A 19,711-nucleotide genomic window follows, 5' to 3' on the forward strand; every position below is an offset into this window, starting at 1 on the left:
GTTGAGATGTCAGTAGAGCTAATCCACCCGATCGCAATGGACCCAGGTCTACGTTTTGCGATCCGTGAAGGCGGTCGTACAGTTGGTGCTGGTGTAGTTGCTAAAGTAACTGCATAATCGCTGATTGTGTAAGAAAAGCGCCTCTTTGAGGCGCTTTTTTTTGATTCAAACTTTTATAAAACTAAAAATAAATTGTCTGACAATGATTTCAAAAGCTGTCCTTATCTGATATCGGCTTGACCTAAACTGCACTTATGTAAAAAAAATTACCACGTAATATACAGATAAGAATATGAATATTACATTTTTGGGCCTGGGTTGGCCTGATGGGAGTGGTCACATGAATGCGAAAGTAAATATTACCAATCGTGCGGGTGCTAGTTTTCCAGTTCGTCGCATGAACTTTGATTTTGATGCTGTACCGGAATATTGGATGAATGGTTCAGCAGGTCTCACTCATTTTATGACCGCATTATCTGCGCTATTTCCAGCAGGTGAAAAGTTTTTTATAGATTCAGTCCGCGCGGTACGTAACCATCCTGCAATTGCCAATAATGAAGCATTACAAAAAGAAATTTCTGCTTTTATTGGTCAGGAAGCCATGCATACTCACGAGCATATCGGCTTTAATGCTTCTGCGCAAAAACATGGGCATGATGTCGAGACGCTTGATCGTTATACCGATAAAGTCATTCAAACGACACGTAAAGTCATGGCTAAACTGGGTAAGCCTGTGGGAATTACCCAAGAAATGGTAGATTTGACTGCAACTACGGCACTTGAGCATTTCACTGCAACCATTGCCTCACAGCTTTTGACCAATAGCCACATTCAGGAATTGATGACAGATGAAACCATGAAAACCATGTGGTTATGGCATGCTATCGAGGAAAATGAACATAAGGCAGTTGCATATGATGTCTTTGAAGGAGTTTTTGGCAAAGGCCTAAAAGCCTATGCACTGCGTACTTCATCCTTGGTCATCGCAATGGCAACCTTATTTGTGGTGCAAAGTTATTTCCTTGCGCGATTGCTCAAACAGGATCAGCAGTTTAATCTTGAGTCCTTAAAAGCCATTTATACCTATGCCTATAGTCCTTCTAAAGGGGTCATTACCGGTATGGCGAAAGAAATGCTGATGTATTTTAAACCGGGATTCCATCCGAATGATCATCATACAGATCAACTGTTGGCGATCTGGAAAGCTAAATTGGGTTTGTGACAGAACTGAATATTGAAGAGCGACTGAAATCGCTCTTTTTTTTGCTCGATTTTTTGGATGAAGTTTCTATAATGCGGAGGTTGATTCTATATAAGATGAACGAAGATGATTCGTTTAATGCAAGCAGCGGATGTAGAAGCCGTTGCAAAGATTGAGAGATCGGTTCAATCACATCCCTGGACTTTAAAACAGTTCGAAGATGCTGTAACGGCTTATCAAAGTACCGTGATTGAAGTGCAAGGGCAGGTGGCCGGATTTTGTATTTTACAACCAGTGCTGGATGAAGCCAATTTATTGCTCATGGCAATTAATCCGGCACAGCAAGGTCAGGGCTTGGGCTATCAGTTGCTGGAGGCTTCAGTGGCGATGCTAAAAAATAATCCGGTACAGATTTTCCTGGAAGTACGCGAGAGTAATCAGGCTGCGATCAAGCTATATGAAAAATCAGGCTTTCATCAGATTGATCTGCGCAAGAACTATTATCCAAATGCCAACGGAAGCCGTGAACATGCCATCATTATGGTAAAAGCATGTACGGATGATTTTGCTAGTCTATTTAAATAATACAAACTGACGACCTTATTTAATAATCTGGTGATTCCATCCGCTGGGTAAGGTCGTCATTAATGAGTTTCCCAAGTGCTGAATCTCCGTGGCACTTAGGGCATGATTTAAGCGTCGCCATTGTCCATCGATCAAGAGTTCCAGTGGCAGATACTGAGATTTGTAATTCATTTTGCTAGAATGCGGCACCCAATATCCCAGATAGATAAATTGTAAGCCCAGCTTTTGTGCATGTTCAATCTGTTTCAAGATTGCAAAAGCACCAAGTGAGCGGCGATTTTCATCTGGGTCAAAGAAGGTATAGACGGCAGAAATGCCATCATCCAGCAAGTCACAGGTTGAAACACTGATTAGACGCTCACCTTGCCATAATTCTAGAAAGAAGCTGTCGGTGCAGCTTTGCAATAAAAATTTTTCGAACTGATCCCGGGTGGGTGGGAACATATCGCCATCTGCGTGGCGTTCATTGATATAGCGTTCATACAGCGCATAATGTAGGTCCCCGGCGTGATCTGGACTGGTAATTTTTATCACCAGATCCTGATTACGTTTCCAGGCTTTTTTTTGTGAACTGTTCATGCGGAATTCAGCGACAGGCACACGCGAAGATAGGCATTGACGACACAGATGACATTCGGGGCGATAGACGAAATCACCACTGCGACGGAAACCGGTACGTGACAGTTCCGATAAAGTGACTACATCAATTCGATGTGCAGGATCCAGAAAAACCATGCGCGCCGACTTGTTGGGCAAATAGCTACAATCATGCGGCGGCGTAATATAATACTGTAAATCGTTCAGTAGGGCCTTTGGCTGATAAGAGTTCATAACAACTACCCTCTGTTATTTTCATTCACTTAAGCGCGTGTTTTGCGCTATTGTTTTACTTGAAAATACACCTTCCTGATACTTTTTCCAATCAATCGCAGGCTTTTTTACAATATCTTGTAAAGAATTAAGATAAACTTGGCGAGAAAGTGTGCAGGCACCCAGGCTTAACAGATGATCGTTCACCAGTTGGCAGTCGATCCAGGGTAGTTTATTTTCCTGTCCAATCAGCATTAAGGTATAGAAAGCCATTTTAGAAACATCGGTTTGCGTACTAAACATAGATTCACCAAAACAGCCTTGACCGATGGTCACACCATAAAGTCCACCGACGACGCGATCTTCATCCCAGACCTCAATGCTATAGCCATATCCTGCGTCGAACATGTCGCAATAGCCTGCGATAATATCTTCACTGATCCAGGTATCGTCTGCATAAGCACGGGGTAGGGAGCAGGAACGAATCACTCTTTCAAAAGCATGATTGACCGTAATTTTATAGTCCTGCTTTTTCATATTGCGTAGCAGGGATTTGCTTGGATGATAATCTTCGGGGCGAATAATGCAGCGTGGTTCCGGACTCCACCAGCAAATCGGATCACCTTCTGAAAACCATGGAAATAATCCATGCGTATAGGCTTCATAAAGTGTGGAAGGGGAGAGGTCTGCACCAATACAAATCAATCCTTCACCTTCAGGATCAACCTCGACCGGATTGGGAAAAATGAATTCTGAGGGAGGAAGTAAAGACATGGCAGACCCAACATAAATCTATAGATAAATCATCATCTCATTCTAGCAATAAAAAAGCCGCCCATAATGGACGGCTTTTTTATTCTTGCTGCTTAGTCTAGTTTACCCATCGCATCAAGATATTTTTCTGCATCCAGCGCAGCCATACAGCCTGAACCCGCAGAAGTAATGGCTTGACGATAAATGCTGTCCGCAATATCACCTGCTGCAAATACACCCGGTACGGAAGTTTGTGTTGCATTACCTGCAGTACCGCTTTGCACCTGGATATAGCCGTCACGAAGCTCTAACTGGCCTTCGAACATGGCGCTATTTGGCTTATGACCAATCGCCACAAACATACCCGTCACATCAACGTTTTGAGTAGAGTCATCTTGAGTTGATTTAAGACGAACCGAGGTCACGCCAGATTGTGCATCGCCTAGAACTTCATCGACCTGATGGTTCCAGATAATGCTGATCTTGCCTTCTTTTTCTTTGGCAAATAAATGATCTTGCAAGATCTTTTCAGAACGTAGTGAATCACGACGGTGAACCAGAGTCACGTGAGAAGCAATATTAGATAGATACAACGCTTCTTCAACAGCGGTATTACCACCACCTACGACCATAACTTTCTGGTTTTTATAGAAGAAACCATCACAGGTTGCGCAAGCACTGACACCTTGACCCATATAGGCTGCTTCAGATTCCAGACCGAGGTATTGGGCAGTTGCACCGGTACAGATAATCAGGGCATCACAGGTGAATTCTTCCATATCGCCTTTTAACACGAACGGGCGCTGGCTAAGATCCACTTCATTGATATGGTCATACACGATTTCAGTGCCAAAACGCTCTGCATGTGCCTGCATACGTTCCATCAATGCGGGACCAGTCAAACCTTCGGGATCACCCGGCCAGTTATCGACGTCAGTCGTCGTGGTCAGCTGACCGCCCAGTTGCAAGCCTGCAATCAGGGTAGGTTTCAAGTTTGCACGCGCTGCATATACTGCTGCGCTATAGCCTGCAGGGCCAGAACCTAAAATAATCAGTCGTGAGTGACGTGCGCTCATCAGCTGTATCCTTTTTTATTTAGAAATTTATTGAATTATACGTGAAACTGTATAACAGTGGTGTGAGATTAAAGTCGATATTATTGATCATTGAAATCGATTTGGGCTATATAGCATAAGTAACATTGTGCTTGCACAATAGTGCATCTTTTTTCACAGAACAGGTGCATAATATGTATTTTATTGCGTCGCTTTTTTCAAGCATTGAAGCAAAAGAATATTCATGAAGAATTGGTTACAGGACAGTATATGACAGCGGTGTCGAGTGCCTATGCACAGCGCTTAGTAATGACATTATTTTTAGTCTCATTTGGGATTTATCTGTTTCTTGCAACAGTGACCTATACGCCATTTGATCCGGGGTGGATGCATATCTCCAGTGATACGCAGACCGTTTCGAATGCCAGTGGGGTAGCGGGTGCCTGGATTGCAGACCTTTTGTTTGGCTTCCTTGGTTGGGCAAGTCTGCTGATCCCTGTCTATCTGTTTATGGAAGCGATTCAGGTCTGGTGGCCGCGTAGCTTCCTGAACCGGCCATTTCGCTATGCTGCGCAATTCTTCCTGTTGCTGACCACCTCAGCGCTGTTGTTTTTATTTTGGCAAGTCCCTGCTGATACGCTGGATAATTCTTCCGGCGGTATTATTGGCTATGAATTAGGCCAGAGTCTGGAACAACTGCTGACAGTATACGGTGCAGCATTCTTCCTGCTGGTGCTTTGGGTGGTGCTATTTACCTTGGCGTTTGGGGTGAAATGGAACAAGACCTGGAGCAGCCTCAAAGCAACCCCTGCTTATTTACAAGACCTGTTCTACCGCAATGTGCCTGAAGGCATGTCTGATTTTGACCGGACTGCACCTGTCGCCAAAAAAGAGCCAGTCATTAGTGCAAAAAAAGTAGCGGTTGCAGTAACACCTGCGCCTGAGCATCAACTGGTAGAAATAGATCCGGTGGTGCGCGATCAGGTGGCTGAACGCTTATTTGATGATTTTGCCGATAAAGAATCACAACAACCGCAGTTTTATGAGGATATTCCTGAGGCTGAGCAGCAGGCTCCTGAGCCAGTCGAGACATTTAAGCAAGTACAGCAAGTGCCTCAACAGCCGGATCGTGTGGTAGCGACAGGCGAGGTGTGGCGTGCCTTACATTCAAATGAAGATCAGCGCCATAAACAGGATATTGATGCCTTACTCAAAGCAGCCGAAGAAGAACAGCTTAATTCTCCAGTCTCACATATAACCGCTCCTCAACCTGTTTCAGCACAGACTCATGCTCACACCAGAACCGCATCGGCTCCACATACAGGCCTGGACTGGGATGATGATGAAATCTTTGATGAACTTCTGGCTGCAGTTCCGCAAGGCAAAACTGCGACCGATGTGCATAGTCCATTCAATACAGCGCCAGCCGAAAAGACGGCAAGAATTGTAGAAGACATGACCAATGTTGCACCTGTCATGGCGTCTATGACAACGGCACATGTCGTGAAAAATAGCGCATTACAGGCCGATCTGGATGACCTGGGTGATTTACTGATTGAAGAAGATGAGCCAAGCCAACCAGTACGTGCATCAAGCTATGCCCAATCTTCTGCTTTTGTTCAGGCACCAATTCAGCATCAGGGTATAGAGCAACCAGTATCTCCTCCTTCTGCAACTCATGCAGCAGTACGCGAGGCTTTATCTAAAGAAGAATTTGTAGAAGCCTGGCAAGAAACGGCTGGTAAACCACAAGATGAAGACGAGTTTGATTTTGATGCTCCTTTAACTGATGCTTCAGGCCGTCCGATGTCACGTGCCATGCAGGTGGTGGAGCGCCGAAAAGATTTATCACCGCTTCCAGGTCTGGATTTACTGGATGAAGTCGATCCGAATAAAAAAGTGAATTTTACTGAAGAGCAGCTGGCACGTTTATCTGAATTGCTTGAAATCAAGTTGCAAGAATTCAACGTCAAAGCCAAAGTGGTAGAAGCACAGCCAGGCCCAGTCGTGACACGTTTTGAACTGGATCTGGCGCCAGGAGTAAAAGCCTCTAAAGTGACGAATATTTCGCGTGATTTGGCACGTTCGATGTCGATGGCATCGGTGCGTGTGGTTGAAGTCATTCCGGGCAAACCGTATATCGGAATTGAAGTACCAAACAGTACCCGTGAAATGGTCCGTTTGATCGAACTTTTGACCATTCCAGCCTTCACTGATCCGAATAGCATCCTCTCCATGGCAATGGGTAAGGATATTTCCGGTAATCCGGTGATTGCTGATCTGGGTAAAGCGCCGCATATGCTGGTGGCAGGAACCACAGGTTCCGGTAAATCGGTGGCGGTCAACTCGATGATTCTATCGATGTTGCTGAAATATACACCGGATGAATTGCGTCTTATTCTGATCGATCCGAAGCAGCTGGAACTGGCGAACTATAACGATATTCCACATTTGTTGACGCCTGTAGTTACCGATATGAAAGATGCGGTCAGCGCATTGAACTGGTGTGTCAATGAAATGGAACGTCGTTATAAACTGATGTCTTTCCTGAAAATCCGTAAACTGAGCGACTATAACCGCAAAGTGGAAGAGGCGATTGCCAATGGTGAAGACCTGATCGATCCAACCTGGAAAGCCAGCGATTCTGTTGTGGGTGAGCGTGCGCCGCGCTTAACACCGTTGCCTTCTATTGTGATTGTTGCGGATGAGTTCGCGGATATGATCATGCAGGTGGGTAAAAAAGCTGAAGAAATGATTACCCGTCTGGCACAAAAATCACGTGCTGCTGGTATTCACCTGTTGCTTGCGACCCAGCGTCCATCAGTAGACGTAATCACCGGTTTGATCAAAGCCAATATTCCGACGCGTGTTGCATTGCGGGTCAACTCCAAGATCGATTCGCGTACCATTCTGGATGCGGGTGGTGCTGAAGACTTGCTCGGTCATGGTGACATGCTGTTCTTGGGCCCGGGTAAAATTGAACCTGAGCGTGTGCATGGTGCATTTATTGCCGATGATGAAGTAAACCGGATCTGTGATGCATGGCGTGAACGTGGTTCACCAAACTATGTCGACGAGATCCTGACACCGTTTGATGAAGAGCCATCGGGTCGCGGTTTTGAAGATGGTGGCGACGGTGGATCAGACCGCGATGCACTGTATGACCAGTGTGTGGCTTTTGTACTAGAAACCCGTAAGGCTTCCACTTCATCCTTACAGAGAAAATTCAGTCTGGGCTATAATCGTGCTGCGCGGATCATTGACCAGATGGAAGAAAACGGCATTGTCAGCGGCATGGGCGCCAACGGCAAACGCGAAATTCTGGTTTAGTTTCAGTATATCTTCAATAAAAAAGCCTGCTTTCAAAGCAGGCTTTTTTATGTATTTTTGACTCAGGCAAATTTTGCCAATACATCCAGAAACTCGGCACTTTGACGTGGGTAGGTGGCAATCACGTCATGAATGCGTTGGCCTTCCGGATTGGTTGCATTGACATCACGGCCATCAGCGACAAATTTCGTCAACAGGCGTTCATAATCAAATGGACGCATATGCTTGAAAGCATGATAGAGCACGTGAAAATCAGCATTAACACCTGCAGGAGGAAGCTGGTTCAGGTAGGCAAATACACGCTCATCTGACCATTCTTCGTTAAAGGTCGCTGGTTGAGATAATGCCATCGCAATTTCCTTGATCTAATGTAGTTTTTTCGGCATGAAAAAAGGCAAAATATGAGACTAGATTAGCAAAGCACTGCTTTGCCTAGTCGCAAGACTTGAAGCTATGCTTCAAGTGGGCGGAATATAGCTAAACTACTATTTCTACCACTCTCATATTTTGCCTTGAATCAATTTACTTGACCAATCAAAAATCAGATTATCGTTCTTCAGGTAAATTGATATTCATTTCAAGCATTTCAATATTGGCTTCAGAACGGACCTGCATTTGAATATGCTGTTCATCGACACCGCGAACATAACGATTGACCACTTGCATGATTTCAGTCTTCATCTGGTCAATTTTGTCCTGGCTCAAGCGACGACCCAAGCCTTGTTCGGATGCAACGATCACCTTCAAACGGTCTTTAGCAGTCCGTGCGCTTGATGGTTTATCCTCGCCACTAAAAAGTTTACTCCAGAATCCTGCCATGTCTACGCTCCAAATAGTCGTGCTAACCAGCCCTTAGGTTTTACCTCGATATGACGGTAAGGACGCTCTTCGCCAAGGAAACGCGCAACCAGATCATCATAGGCCTGACCTGCAGAAGCTTCAGTGAAAAGAATCACCGGCTTACCTTCATTCGATGCCTGTAAAACGCTTGGACACTCAGGAATAACGCCCAAGGTCGGTACACGTAAAATATCCTTAGAAATATCATCAATCGTTAGCATTTCCTGTTTATCGGCACGTTCCGGATTGAAACGGGTAATACACAGATGCTTACGAATGCGACCTTCGTTTTGTTCTACTTTTTTAGTTTTACTGTCGAGCATACCAATGATACGGTCAGAGTCACGTACTGAAGAAATCTCAGGGTTGGTCACAATGATGGCTTCATCCGCATGATACATGGCCAAAATAGCACCACGCTCAATACCGGCAGGCGAATCACAGATAATATAATCAAATTCCTGCGAAAGTTCATCCATTACACGAGCAACACCTTCATCGGTTAAGGCATCTTTATCACGTGTTTGTGATGCAGGTAAAATATATAAATTTTCAATATCTTTATCGCGAATCAGTGCTTGTTGTAATCGTGCTTCGTTATTTAAAACATTCACAAAATCATAAACTACACGGCGTTCACAGCCCATAATCAAATCAAGGTTACGTAAACCTACATCAAAATCAATAACAACAGTTTTGTGACCGCGTAGGGCTAAACCTGTTGCAAAAGATGCACTCGTTGTAGTTTTACCTACACCACCTTTGCCTGACGTTACGACAACAATTTTCGCCACCGAATCCACTCCTGTTATGGTTCAAATACCCTGTTTAAAATGGGGTTTTTGGTGTTTATTTATACATTAAAATTGTAGAGCTTCAAATACAAGCTCTAGTTGATCATTCAAGTAAATATGCACAGATTTTTTAACTACATGCGGTGGAATATCATCCGCCACACAATAGGTTCCTGCAATTGAAATCAGTTCTGCTTCGAGACTATGACAGAAAATGCGTGCTGCAGTATTGCCACCCGCACCCGCAATGACCCGACCACGTGCGCTGCCATAAACATGAATATTGCCTGAAGCAATCACTTCTGAGCCACTGTTGATACCGGCATTAATAATAATGTCGCCATTATGCTGCACGATACATTGGCCGGTACGCAGGATTTCATCATGATATGAGGTGATATGCGCGACGATCGGAGCAGCAGGTGCTTGATTATCATTCACCGCTGTAGGTTCTGGTTTAACTTCCACCACCTGTTCTTTGGTGGCTTTAATTTCTTCTAACTGTCGATCAGGTGGCAGTACCGGGAACTGAATGGCGCGCGCCTGATCTCCAAGTAAGCCTTCAGTAACAGCCATAGGCTGTACATCCAGACTGATTAATAGTTGGATCAGCGCAATGAGTTCCTGTTCAACTGAACTTTCAATGACTGCCAAAGTGCCGGGTGGAAACGCTGCTTGTAATTTTGGGCTAAGTTGCTGGCGGATTGCATCATGATCATTGGTATCTAGGCTAATGCGTATCGCATTGACCATTCTGCCTTTTATCCGTATATCAGCCATAATTCTTCCTTAAATACTTCTGACGTGCTGGTTTGGTGTCGAAGCAATGTTGTAAATAGTGCAAATCCTAGAACAAATTGCAGTAATTCTCTAGCGATCTCAGTTATTTTTTTATGCGAACAGAACCGGACGGATTGATCTGATTCTGTACTTTAAACTTTACTTATCTATTGAGCTCTGATTTTGCTCATGTTCTTCTAAAATCTGTTGCCACTGTTTGACTTTCACCTGTTTTCGGATTGCTTCAAGTGTTTCAAAAACAGCCGATTCGACCAATTTATCAATATGTGGATTATGTTCAATCTGAATCTGGCTGATTTTATCTGAAATTAGGGTAAAAGTCGGATTTTCTTTTTGACCTGTGTGGGTAAATGGTTCAATCAGTCCTTGCGTGATATTTTCACCCAGGCGTTGACCAATACTTTGAATTTGCTGTTCAATCCGGCTGCCCACAATTGGAATCAAACGTAATAATTGGGTCAATTCAGGAGTGTCTTCAATCGCCTGATTCACTACTTGCCCTACATTTTTAGCGATCATGGAACGTTGTGACTGTAATTCCTTGCCTAAAGATTCCTGCAAGATATCTGCCAAGGCAATGGCCAGTAATTTACGATGATGTTCCACCAAATCATCAATTAACTGTTTATGTGATGTGCTCGTGGTCAGTTCACGTTTAATACCGTCCAGTACAGTCAGTACCACTCGACTAGAAAGCTCTTCCATCAGCATGTTGTAATAAAAGTTGCCTTGGCGATACCAGCGATTGGGAATTACTTTATAACCATGGCTATGCAGGTTGTAGCCAATCGCGACGGCTCGCAGCAGGCGCAGGAAACGTAGCTGAGGGATAATGGATAAAATTTCATACCAGTGCACAAAAGGGAAGAACCACCAGCGTCGATGATGACGCAGGACAATTGCGATGACCCAGCGTGCCAGTAATTCACAGACCAAGAAAGTGGTAAACCAGCCCTCGGTAATGATGACCCAAGGGCGTAAATCACTTTTATAAAACTGCAAGATTTCCGGTAAACGAATGAAGTCAAACAACCACTGACCAAAATCGCTCATTAAAATGGCGTTGGCACTGAGACAGAACAGATTGATGATGATTAAAACCATCATGAAAATGTCGTAAATCAGTGCAATTTTCCAGCCCCATGTTCCTTTACGAACAAATTTAAATGAGCTGGAGGTAATGTCCGGGTTGTCGTTGTTCATAATTACTCAGTTACAGATCCGATCGGGGCTTGGGCAAAGTTCTGCTGCATTTGTGCGATGAGCTGATCTTTTTCAGTCCAGATCTGATCTATCCATTTCTGGAAACGTGCACGGTATTCAGCATCATCTTCATAATTGCCACCGAGCACCCAGTCAGGAATATCAATTTTTCTTAAATTTACCGCAATACGTGGCACTTCACCTAACCAAAATTCACCATAGCCCGGAATACCGTCAGGATAAACAATGGTCATGTCGACCAGCGCATCAATTTTATCGCCGAGAATACTGAGCGCCAATGCCAGACCACCGGCTTTAGGTTTCAGTAAATGTGTATAGGGTGACTGCTGCTGATCATGCTTTTCTTGGGTAAAACGCGTGCCTTCCAGATAATTTAACAGGGTAAAAGGCTGACTGATCAACTGTTCACAAGATTTGCGTGCTTCTTCCATATCCCGATATTTCAGTGCAGGATTTTTAGCAATCTGTTCCTTGCTATGCCGCTTCATCATCGGGAAGCCCAAGATTTTAAAGGCCTGACCAACAAAAGGAATAAAAATAAGTTCCCATTTGGTAAAGAAACGCGTCAGGGGCATACGGGTCAGACCGAAGTACTGGTTGACCGTGGTATCGACCCAGCTTTGATGATTACAGGTCATCAAATAACGGCCCTGCATATTCAAATCCAGTGATTCATCTACACTGATTTGCCATTCGGTATTTTTCAGCACATGCTCAATTAGCCAGTTGTTGACCCCTAACCAGCTGTTGGTAATCTTGATATTGGTTTCATCCACTTTTGCGGATTTTTTAAAAAGTTTGGTTAAACCCAAGGCCAGCACCGGGGGGCCATGAAAAAAAGTACTGCCCGTCATGACGGATGTGACCGTCAGGCCACGCGCCAGTTTTTTTAAAGTCGGTTGCTTGTTGCTATTCGATGACATATCCAAACAGTCCCCAGAGATTAATCACTTAAATTTTTTCATATTTTGAGTAATATAGAGACAGTTAGGCAAATAAAAAAGCCTAAACAGGAAACTATGAAGATATTGTGACGAACTACTTGGTTTTAGTTACATATAAACATTACAAAATATTACTAAACGATTTATTATTAACAAAAATTCAATGGTTAGCCCATTCAATTTAAATCATTATCTCGCTTAACAACAAAGCATACAACAAGGAGTCATGCGATGCGTGCACTAGTCATTTCAGCAGCTGTAGCAGGGGCCGTAGCACTTACAGGTTGTCAATCAACTGGTAATAACATCGGTGGTGTGGAATATGATAAAGCTGCTCTAGGTACTTTAATTGGTGCTGCAGCAGGTTACGGTGTTTCTAAAGGCAATGCGAATACCAGCCGTCAAAATAACCGTGCAGCAGCGATTGGTGCTGTTGTTGGTGGTGCAGCGGGTGTGTATCTTGATAACAAAGAGAAAAAATTACGTCAAGCAACAGCTGGTACTGGTGTAGACGTTAACCGTAATGCAGATGGTTCGATTAACCTTGTGATGCCGGGCAGCATTACATTTGACACGAACAAGTCAAATATCAAACCAAACTTTTATGGCACTTTGAACAAAGTAGCGCAAGTATTAACTGAAGATAACAAGAGCGGTATTCTTGTAACTGGTTATACAGACAGCACGGGTAATGACTCAATTAACTTGCCATTGTCTCAAGCACGCGCAAACTCTGTAGCGACTTACTTGGCAGGCCAAGGTGTTTCACGTACACGTATTAATGCTCAAGGTTTAGGTTCAGCGAACCCAATTGCAGACAATACAACTGCCGCAGGTAAAGAGCAAAACCGTCGTGTAGAAATCGCGGTATATGCAGTTCAATAATTCTTGAACGCTTAAGAAAAAACCACCTTCGGGTGGTTTTTTTATATCTGAATATTGATCTGATTAATCGTATTTTAAATTAGGCAACTGACGCAGAGATGACTATAATCGGAGCCGAATCTAGAAGAGGAAGCCATATGTCACTCGCCAGTCAGTTAAATGACAAGCAACTTGAAGCCATGAAATACACTCAAGGACCCTTGTTAGTACTTGCAGGAGCGGGTTCAGGCAAGACTTCAGTGATCACGCGAAAAATCGCGTATTTAGTCAAGCATTGCGGGATTCCCGCACATCGTATTACCGCAATGACCTTTACCAACAAAGCAGCACGTGAGATGAAAGAGCGTGTCAGCAAATTGTTGACGCGTGAAGAAAGTAAAGGCGTTTCAGTTTCGACCTTCCATACTTTTGGCCTGAATATGCTGCGCCTGGAGTTGAAACATACCCCACTGAAAAATAATTTCTCGATTCTGGATGCTGACGACTGTAAACGCATTCTGATGGATCTGATGCAGCGTGACAATTTATCCGGTGCAGAAAGCAAAGAACTGATTGCCAAAGCCATGAAAATGATCTCGGACTGGAAAAATGATCTGATTCCACCCGAGCAGGCACATACCACCTGTGAAACTGCCGAAGATGTGCAGTTTGCGCATTTATATCAATTATATGAACGTAATTTGCGTGCCTATAACGCCGTGGATTTTGATGACCTGATTGTGATGCCAACGCGCTTGCTGCAGGAAAATGCCGAAGTTCGTGACAAATGGCAAAATCGCGTGCGTTATTTGCTGGTCGATGAATATCAGGATACCAATACGGCGCAGTATATTCTGGTGAAATTACTGGTTGGCGTGATGGGACAGTTCACCGCCGTAGGCGATGATGACCAGTCGATTTATGCCTGGCGTGGTGCTAAACCGGAAAATATGGCCTTGCTGCAGCAGGATTTTCCTAATTTAAAAGTGATTAAACTGGAACAGAACTATCGTTCGACCAGTCGTATTCTCAAAGCAGCCAACACCGTGATTGGTAATAATCCGCATATTTTTGATAAAAAGCTTTGGTCGGACAAAGGCCATGGTGAAGTGATCCGTGTGATTACCTGCCGCAATGATGATGATGAAGCAGAACGCGTGGTTAAAGACCTGATCACGCATAAATTGATGAACGGTAAAAGCTGGAAAGATTATGCGGTGTTGTACCGCGGCAATTTCCAAGCGCGTATTTTAGAAACCCATCTGCGCCAGATGCAGATTCCGTATAAATTATCTGGCGGACAGTCCTTCTTCGCACGTGCCGAAATCAAGGACATGATGAGCTATTTACGCTTGATCATTAACCCTGAAGATGACAGTGCATTTTTACGAATTATCAATACGCCAAAACGGGCAATTGGTCCGGTAACGCTGGAAAAGCTCGGTCTATTTGCTCAGGAAAATAATCTGTCGCTTCTGGCTGCGGCTGCGGATCAGCGTCTGACCATGGCGATTCCGAAAAAGGCCACGACTCAATTGGCTGAGTTTGCCGATTTTATTGAGGGTTTTACCCGCAATTTACTGGATGATGATGAACCAGTGCCAATTATCCGCCAGATGATGATTGAAGCCGGTTATATCGATTACATCAAGGAAACTGCAGCCACACCAGCGCAGGAAAAGACCAAGCTCGACAATATCGAAGTGCTCTATAGCAGCATTCAAAGCCTGATTAACCGCGCTGAAGATGTTGATGAAAAAAATATTGAAAGTGTGATTCGTAAAATGGTGCTGCTGGACATGCTCGAGCAGCAGCAGGAAGAAGAGGACACCGATAAAGTCAATTTATTGACTTTGCATGCGTCTAAAGGTCTGGAATTTCCTTATGTCTATCTGATCGGGCTGGAAGAAGAAATTCTGCCACATAAAAACTCGATCGCTGCAGAAACGGTCGAAGAGGAACGCCGTCTGATGTATGTGGGTATTACCCGTGCACGTCAGGGCTTGACCATTACTTTGGCAGAACAGCGCAAGGCGGGCGGGCAGATGAAGCAAATGACCCCAAGCCGTTTCCTGGATGAATTACCAGAAGATGAGCTGGAATGGTTAGGTCGTAAGAAAAAGCTGGCAAGCAACATCGATCCGAAATTACAAGCCCAACATTATCTTGATAATTTGCGTAACCTCATCAAACGATAAGGTGCAGCGCTGTCACTTATTTTAAATGAAACAACAGGAATGAATACATGAAAGTTCAGGTGAAAGTCCTTGACTCGCGTCTTGGTCAGGAATGGCCATTACCGACTTATGCTACGACAGGTTCAGCGGGGCTGGATTTGCGTGCGTGTGTTGCAGAAACCACAATCATTGAACCAGGCCAAACGGTTTTGGTAAAAACTGGTTTAGCAATCTATATTGAAGATCCTGCATTTGCTGGTCTGATCTTGCCACGTTCGGGTTTGGGCCATAAACATGGGATCGTGTTGGGTAACCTGGTAGGTTTAATTGATTCTGATTATCAGGGTGAATTGATGGTATCCGTTTGGAACCGTAGTCAGACGGCATTCAGCTTAGAGCCAGGTGAACGTTTGGCGCAGTATGTGTTGGTTCCTGTGGTACAAGCTGAATTCGATCTGGTGAATGAATTCGAAGCGACTGAACGCGGTGCTGGCGGTTTTGGTCATACGGGTAAAAACTAAGTTTTAATAATGGTTTACATTCATTAACTGGATGTAAGCCATTTTTAGTTGATTAGATTAAATATTAAAAAAAATGAGTGGGTTGAAATATATTTAAAAAATAAAACCTTATTTTTCGGCCAAGTAGAATTATTTAAATCTAAAAATTTATGTAGTGATCAAATATCTAATCAGATGAAACTCAAAATAAATATAATTAAATAATCATTGTTTAATTACAAGAACCCTATAATTCTAAAGTTGTAGATTATATTTTTATAATTGATTGTTACATTGAAATCGTTTAAAAATAGCGAGTCTTAAAACAAAAACAAATGTTTAAAGTCATTATGATGAAATCATCATTTTAAATCTCCTTATTTTAACGAATAGTGAAAAGACAGTTTTATGGGATCTATGAATCATCCATTCCCCATGCATATCTTTCGTGCCTATGACATACGCGGTAAAGTCAGTCTATTAGGTGCCGGGATCATTGATGCAATTGCCCACGGTTTAGCTCAGCAGTATCAGGCTGTGGGACAGACATGTGTCGCCATTGGTTATGATGCACGCATCAGTAGTCCGGCTTTTGCCGACATCATTGCCCGTATTTTTAAAGACTATTCGCTGGAAGCCACTATTATAGGCTGTTGTTCCAGCCCGATGCTGTATTTCACCGCACGCCAGTTTGATGGCAATGGCATTATGGTCACCGCCAGTCATAATCCTAAAGAAGATAATGGGATTAAATGGATTATTGATGGTGAACCACCTTGTCCTGAGATGATTCAACAGGTGGCCCAACTGGCAAAGTCGCATTGCGATAGCCAGCTACTTGGTTTAGCCGAACTGCCGCATCAGATTATTCCAGAGTTTTGCCTGCAGTATCAGCAGGGAATATTAGAAGATATTCAATTAAAGCGCTCATTTAAAGTGATTCTGGATGGTCTGCATGGCTCCGCCGGACGTTGTGCCGACTTGGTACTCAGAAAAATGGGCTGTGAAGTGACTGCTTTACGTTGTGAGGCCAATGGACATTTTCCGGATCATGCGCCGGATCCTTCGCAGGACAAACATCTTGAGACTTTACGCCAAACTGTCATGCAACAGCAGGCTGATCTCGGTATTGCCCTGGACGGTGATGGCGATCGCCTGGTTCTGGTTGATGAACAGGGTCAGATTATCACAGCCGATCAGTTATTATGTCTGTTTGCCGAAATTTGCCTAAGCGATTCAGCACCACGCCAATTTGTTTATGATGTGAAATGTTCAACTCTGGTTCGCGATACAGTGCAACGTCTGGGCGGGGAACCGGTGATGATTCGTACCGGCAGTTCATTTCTCAGAACTTATCTGAACCAGTCTCAGCATCAGGCGATTTTTGGTGGGGAATATGCCGGACATTATGTCTTTAATGATGGTCGCGGCTGGGGCTATGATGATGGCCTCTATGCAGCGCTCAGAGTCATGGAATATCTCGACCAAACGGGGCAAACTCTCGCGCAGGCCTTGGCGGCTTATCCAAAACGACATGGTACTGAAGATCTTTATATTTCAACGCGTCAAGTACGTCCTGTTGAGCTTTTAAACTTCGTTGAACAACAATCCGCAAGAATTAATGCGCAAATCAGTAAAATTGATGGGATACGTCTTGATTCTGAGGATGGTTTTGGCATCATTCGAGCATCCAATACAGGTGAGTATTTCACAGTGCGCTTTGATGCCAATAATGCCCAAGGTCTAAATGAAATTCGTCATCTGTTTGTAGCCATGTTGCGTGACCGTTATCCAGAGATCGCTCAAGACATTTTAGATGCTCAATAAGGAGAGGCGAATGCCAAATCAACAAACAGGCATCGACAAAGCACAGATTTTGACAGAAGCTTTGCCGTATATTCAACGCTTTGCGGGTAAAACCCTGGTGGTAAAATACGGCGGTAACGCGATGACCGATCCTGAGCTGGAAAGTTCATTTGCACGTGATATCGTATTATTAAAAACAGTCGGTATTAATCCGATCGTGGTACATGGTGGTGGCCCGCAAGTCGATTCCATGCTGAAACAGCTGGGCCGCGAATCAGACCGTATTGACGGCATGCGCGTGACTGATCCTGCGACCATGGAAGTAGTCGAGATGGTACTTGGCGGTAGCGTTAACAAATCTATCGTGAACCTAATTAACCAGCATGGTGGTCGTGCGATTGGTCTTACCGGTAAAGACGGCAACCTGATTCGTGCGCAAAAGCTGCTGATGGAAAAAGTGGCTGAAGATGGTTCAGTTGAGCAAATTGATCTGGGTCTGGTCGGTGAAGTCGTTGGCGTGAAAACCGATGTTCTGGAAATGTTTACCAATAGTGACTTTATTCCAGTCATTGCCCCGCTAGGTGTCGATGAAGAAGGCAATACCTATAATATCAATGCTGATTTGGTCGCTGGTAAAGTCGCTGAAGCCCTAGGTGCAGAAAAACTGATTCTACTCACCAATATCACCGGTGTCTTGGATGAAAATAAAAACCTGTTGACTGGTTTGACCACTCAAGAAGTCGATCGTCTGATCGAAACTGGCGTGATTTATGGCGGCATGATTCCAAAGGTCGGTTGTGCGCTGGATGCGGTAAAAGGCGGCGTCGTAAGTGCACATATCGTGGATGGCCGTGTACCTCATGCCAGCTTACTAGAAATTTTCACCGATCATGGTGTGGGCACCCTCATTACCAATCGTGCCAATCCGCATCGTTCTTAAGCCAATTTTTGCGAAAAAGAGTCTCAATAGAGACTCTTTTTTATTTGGATTTCTTATAGCCACCTATTTGAAATGACTGGGACAGTCATGCACAATAAGCTTCTAAGTAAATAGAGAGCTGAAACCAGACCATGTGCCAACTGCTCGGAATGAATTGTGCCACCCCGACGGATATTACTTTTTCTTTTCGCGGGTTTTCCCAGCGGGCGGGCATTACCTCTGATCATGCGGATGGTTTCGGGATTGCTTTCTTTGAAGATAAAGCCTGCCGTCTGTTCGTCGATAACCAGTCCGCGATTGAATCACCGATTGCCGAGCTGGTACGTAATTATCCAATCAAATCACGCAATGTGATTGCCCATATCCGTAAAGCGACCCAAGGCAAAATTAATCTGGAAAACTCGCATCCTTTTAGCCGTGAACTTTGGGGGCGGCAATGGATTTTTGCCCATAATGGCGATTTATATGATTATTTTCCTGAACTGTCAGGGCGCTTTACCCCAGTCGGAAATACCGACAGTGAGCGTGTCTTCTGTTACCTGCTGGATCAACTGGTGAAACGCTTTGGCTATCATGAGCCGAAACTGGATCAGGTTTTCGATCTTCTAGCTGAAATTTCACCTGCAATCGCGGAGCATGGCACCTTTAATTTCTGCCTGTCGAATGGTCAGGCGCTGTTTAGCTATGCGATTACTAAACTCCACTGGCTGGTACGTGAATACCCGTTTAGACCGGCTCAGCTGATTGATATTGATGTCGAAGTGGACTTTAGTCAGGTCACGACCCCTGAAGATCGCGTCGCAGTGATTACCACTGAACCATTGACCCAGAATGAAGAATGGACTGCCTTCCAGCCCGGTGAAATGATCCTGTTTCAGCATGGGGCGAAAGTACGTTCTCAGTTGACGCATGTTGAACGTCTGGAACGTGAACGTCTTGATCCTTCCTTAAAACGCGTCACGCGAGCTGATCAATATTGAAATGCGATTAAAGACGGAGTTTAAACTCCGTTTTTTTATATTTAAAAAATAAGAAAAAATCTAATAATAAATAAAGGTTTATTGCGGATTTTGGTTAATTAATATCT

18 protein-coding genes and 1 pseudogene are annotated in these 19,711 nt (G+C 44.1%); 10 read left to right on the forward strand and 9 right to left on the reverse strand.

Annotated features, from left to right (window positions below):
• The 3 genes and pseudogenes from ACP7BU_RS07520 to rimI form a co-directional block, all read left to right on the forward strand.
• Positions 1 to 117, forward strand: a pseudogene (locus ACP7BU_RS07520) (hypothetical protein); the annotation flags it as partial.
• Positions 118 to 340: 223 nt separating this feature from the next.
• On the forward strand, positions 341 to 1,222 hold the full coding sequence (locus ACP7BU_RS07525) for a metal-dependent hydrolase (protein WP_425879556.1): 882 nt from the start codon (positions 341 to 343) through the stop codon (positions 1,220 to 1,222).
• A 105-nt stretch (positions 1,223 to 1,327) separates the two neighbouring features.
• The gene (rimI, locus tag ACP7BU_RS07530) at positions 1,328 to 1,786 is read left to right on the forward strand and encodes a ribosomal protein S18-alanine N-acetyltransferase (protein ID WP_425879558.1); all 459 of its coding nucleotides are present in this window, start codon (positions 1,328 to 1,330) and stop codon (positions 1,784 to 1,786) included.
• Positions 1,787 to 1,801: 15 nt separating this feature from the next.
• On the opposite strand, the gene ACP7BU_RS07535 is transcribed toward rimI, so the two are convergent.
• The 3 genes from ACP7BU_RS07535 to trxB all read right to left on the reverse strand — a co-directional run bounded on the left by ACP7BU_RS07535 (position 1,802) and on the right by trxB (position 4,425).
• Positions 1,802 to 2,617: an arginyltransferase gene (locus ACP7BU_RS07535; protein WP_425879560.1), complete on the reverse strand. Its 816-nt coding sequence runs from the start codon at positions 2,615 to 2,617 to the stop codon at positions 1,802 to 1,804.
• A gap of 21 nt (positions 2,618 to 2,638) precedes the next feature.
• Positions 2,639 to 3,370 (reverse strand): leucyl/phenylalanyl-tRNA--protein transferase, encoded by a 732-nt coding sequence (gene aat, locus ACP7BU_RS07540; RefSeq protein WP_425879562.1) that lies wholly within the window; start codon positions 3,368 to 3,370, stop codon positions 2,639 to 2,641.
• Positions 3,371 to 3,462: 92 nt separating this feature from the next.
• Complete coding sequence (gene trxB, locus ACP7BU_RS07545) at positions 3,463 to 4,425, reverse strand: thioredoxin-disulfide reductase (protein WP_121980281.1); 963 nt, start codon at positions 4,423 to 4,425, stop codon at positions 3,463 to 3,465.
• Positions 4,426 to 4,674: 249 nt separating this feature from the next.
• Between trxB and ACP7BU_RS07550 the strand changes: the two genes are divergently transcribed.
• Positions 4,675 to 7,734, forward strand: a complete 3,060-nt coding sequence (locus ACP7BU_RS07550; RefSeq protein ID WP_114541556.1) for a DNA translocase FtsK — start codon at positions 4,675 to 4,677, stop codon at positions 7,732 to 7,734.
• 62 nt (positions 7,735 to 7,796) lie between these two features.
• Here ACP7BU_RS07550 and ACP7BU_RS07555 read toward each other — a convergent pair whose 3' ends face one another.
• The 6 genes from ACP7BU_RS07555 to ACP7BU_RS07580 all read right to left on the reverse strand — a co-directional run bounded on the left by ACP7BU_RS07555 (position 7,797) and on the right by ACP7BU_RS07580 (position 12,316).
• The gene (locus tag ACP7BU_RS07555; RefSeq protein WP_153567141.1) at positions 7,797 to 8,084 is read right to left on the reverse strand and encodes a PA4642 family protein; all 288 of its coding nucleotides are present in this window, start codon (positions 8,082 to 8,084) and stop codon (positions 7,797 to 7,799) included.
• Positions 8,085 to 8,280: 196 nt separating this feature from the next.
• A complete protein-coding gene (gene minE / locus ACP7BU_RS07560; RefSeq protein WP_004279256.1) occupies positions 8,281 to 8,553 on the reverse strand; it encodes a cell division topological specificity factor MinE in 273 nt (90 codons plus the stop codon).
• Between the two features lie 2 nt (positions 8,554 to 8,555).
• Positions 8,556 to 9,368 (reverse strand): septum site-determining protein MinD, encoded by an 813-nt coding sequence (gene minD, locus ACP7BU_RS07565; RefSeq protein WP_004646120.1) that lies wholly within the window; start codon positions 9,366 to 9,368, stop codon positions 8,556 to 8,558.
• A 66-nt stretch (positions 9,369 to 9,434) separates the two neighbouring features.
• Complete coding sequence (minC, locus tag ACP7BU_RS07570) at positions 9,435 to 10,148, reverse strand: septum site-determining protein MinC (RefSeq protein ID WP_114541550.1); 714 nt, start codon at positions 10,146 to 10,148, stop codon at positions 9,435 to 9,437.
• A gap of 159 nt (positions 10,149 to 10,307) precedes the next feature.
• Positions 10,308 to 11,372: a preprotein translocase subunit SecA gene (locus tag ACP7BU_RS07575; RefSeq protein WP_409655442.1), complete on the reverse strand. Its 1,065-nt coding sequence runs from the start codon at positions 11,370 to 11,372 to the stop codon at positions 10,308 to 10,310.
• A 2-nt stretch (positions 11,373 to 11,374) separates the two neighbouring features.
• The gene (locus ACP7BU_RS07580) at positions 11,375 to 12,316 is read right to left on the reverse strand and encodes an acyltransferase (RefSeq protein WP_425879567.1); all 942 of its coding nucleotides are present in this window, start codon (positions 12,314 to 12,316) and stop codon (positions 11,375 to 11,377) included.
• Positions 12,317 to 12,568: 252 nt separating this feature from the next.
• Between ACP7BU_RS07580 and ACP7BU_RS07585 the strand changes: the two genes are divergently transcribed.
• The 6 genes from ACP7BU_RS07585 (at position 12,569) to ACP7BU_RS07610 (ending at position 19,604) form a co-directional block, all read left to right on the forward strand.
• The gene (locus tag ACP7BU_RS07585) at positions 12,569 to 13,222 is read left to right on the forward strand and encodes an OmpA family protein (RefSeq protein WP_004646124.1); all 654 of its coding nucleotides are present in this window, start codon (positions 12,569 to 12,571) and stop codon (positions 13,220 to 13,222) included.
• A 137-nt stretch (positions 13,223 to 13,359) separates the two neighbouring features.
• The gene (locus ACP7BU_RS07590; RefSeq protein ID WP_005104798.1) at positions 13,360 to 15,399 is read left to right on the forward strand and encodes a UvrD-helicase domain-containing protein; all 2,040 of its coding nucleotides are present in this window, start codon (positions 13,360 to 13,362) and stop codon (positions 15,397 to 15,399) included.
• Between the two features lie 47 nt (positions 15,400 to 15,446).
• Positions 15,447 to 15,899: a dUTP diphosphatase gene (gene dut, locus ACP7BU_RS07595; RefSeq protein WP_004646127.1), complete on the forward strand. Its 453-nt coding sequence runs from the start codon at positions 15,447 to 15,449 to the stop codon at positions 15,897 to 15,899.
• A gap of 387 nt (positions 15,900 to 16,286) precedes the next feature.
• Entirely contained in the window at positions 16,287 to 17,705 is a 1,419-nt protein-coding gene (locus tag ACP7BU_RS07600; protein WP_425879570.1) for a phosphomannomutase/phosphoglucomutase, read from the forward strand.
• 10 nt (positions 17,706 to 17,715) lie between these two features.
• Positions 17,716 to 18,624, forward strand: coding sequence for an acetylglutamate kinase (gene argB, locus ACP7BU_RS07605; protein WP_004279270.1), 909 nt, complete (start codon positions 17,716 to 17,718; stop codon positions 18,622 to 18,624).
• A gap of 131 nt (positions 18,625 to 18,755) precedes the next feature.
• Positions 18,756 to 19,604 (forward strand): class II glutamine amidotransferase, encoded by an 849-nt coding sequence (locus ACP7BU_RS07610; protein ID WP_425879572.1) that lies wholly within the window; start codon positions 18,756 to 18,758, stop codon positions 19,602 to 19,604.
• The last annotated feature ends 107 nt before the right edge of the window (positions 19,605 to 19,711 follow it).

The sequence above is a fragment of the Acinetobacter sp. 40AMC3-4 genome, assembly GCF_049898185.1.
In the GTDB taxonomy this organism is placed as follows: Bacteria; Pseudomonadota; Gammaproteobacteria; order Pseudomonadales; family Moraxellaceae; genus Acinetobacter.

Coding starts and splice junctions, on each gene's coding strand:
- ACP7BU_RS07590 (WP_005104798.1), top strand. CDS start 13,360: ATGTCACTCGCCAGTCAGTTAAATGACAAGCAACTTGAAGCCATGAAA.
- aat (WP_425879562.1), bottom strand. CDS start 3,370: ATGTCTTTACTTCCTCCCTCAGAATTCATTTTTCCCAATCCGGTCGAG.
- rimI (WP_425879558.1), top strand. CDS start 1,328: ATGATTCGTTTAATGCAAGCAGCGGATGTAGAAGCCGTTGCAAAGATT.
- minC (WP_114541550.1), bottom strand. CDS start 10,148: ATGGCTGATATACGGATAAAAGGCAGAATGGTCAATGCGATACGCATT.
- ACP7BU_RS07555 (WP_153567141.1), bottom strand. CDS start 8,084: ATGGCATTATCTCAACCAGCGACCTTTAACGAAGAATGGTCAGATGAG.
- ACP7BU_RS07525 (WP_425879556.1), top strand. CDS start 341: ATGAATGCGAAAGTAAATATTACCAATCGTGCGGGTGCTAGTTTTCCA.
- argB (WP_004279270.1), top strand. CDS start 17,716: ATGCCAAATCAACAAACAGGCATCGACAAAGCACAGATTTTGACAGAA.
- ACP7BU_RS07550 (WP_114541556.1), top strand. CDS start 4,675: ATGACAGCGGTGTCGAGTGCCTATGCACAGCGCTTAGTAATGACATTA.
- ACP7BU_RS07585 (WP_004646124.1), top strand. CDS start 12,569: ATGCGTGCACTAGTCATTTCAGCAGCTGTAGCAGGGGCCGTAGCACTT.
- trxB (WP_121980281.1), bottom strand. CDS start 4,425: ATGAGCGCACGTCACTCACGACTGATTATTTTAGGTTCTGGCCCTGCA.
- ACP7BU_RS07600 (WP_425879570.1), top strand. CDS start 16,287: ATGGGATCTATGAATCATCCATTCCCCATGCATATCTTTCGTGCCTAT.
- dut (WP_004646127.1), top strand. CDS start 15,447: ATGAAAGTTCAGGTGAAAGTCCTTGACTCGCGTCTTGGTCAGGAATGG.
- ACP7BU_RS07610 (WP_425879572.1), top strand. CDS start 18,756: ATGTGCCAACTGCTCGGAATGAATTGTGCCACCCCGACGGATATTACT.
- ACP7BU_RS07575 (WP_409655442.1), bottom strand. CDS start 11,372: ATGAACAACGACAACCCGGACATTACCTCCAGCTCATTTAAATTTGTT.
- ACP7BU_RS07535 (WP_425879560.1), bottom strand. CDS start 2,617: ATGAACTCTTATCAGCCAAAGGCCCTACTGAACGATTTACAGTATTAT.
- minE (WP_004279256.1), bottom strand. CDS start 8,553: ATGGCAGGATTCTGGAGTAAACTTTTTAGTGGCGAGGATAAACCATCA.
- ACP7BU_RS07580 (WP_425879567.1), bottom strand. CDS start 12,316: ATGTCATCGAATAGCAACAAGCAACCGACTTTAAAAAAACTGGCGCGT.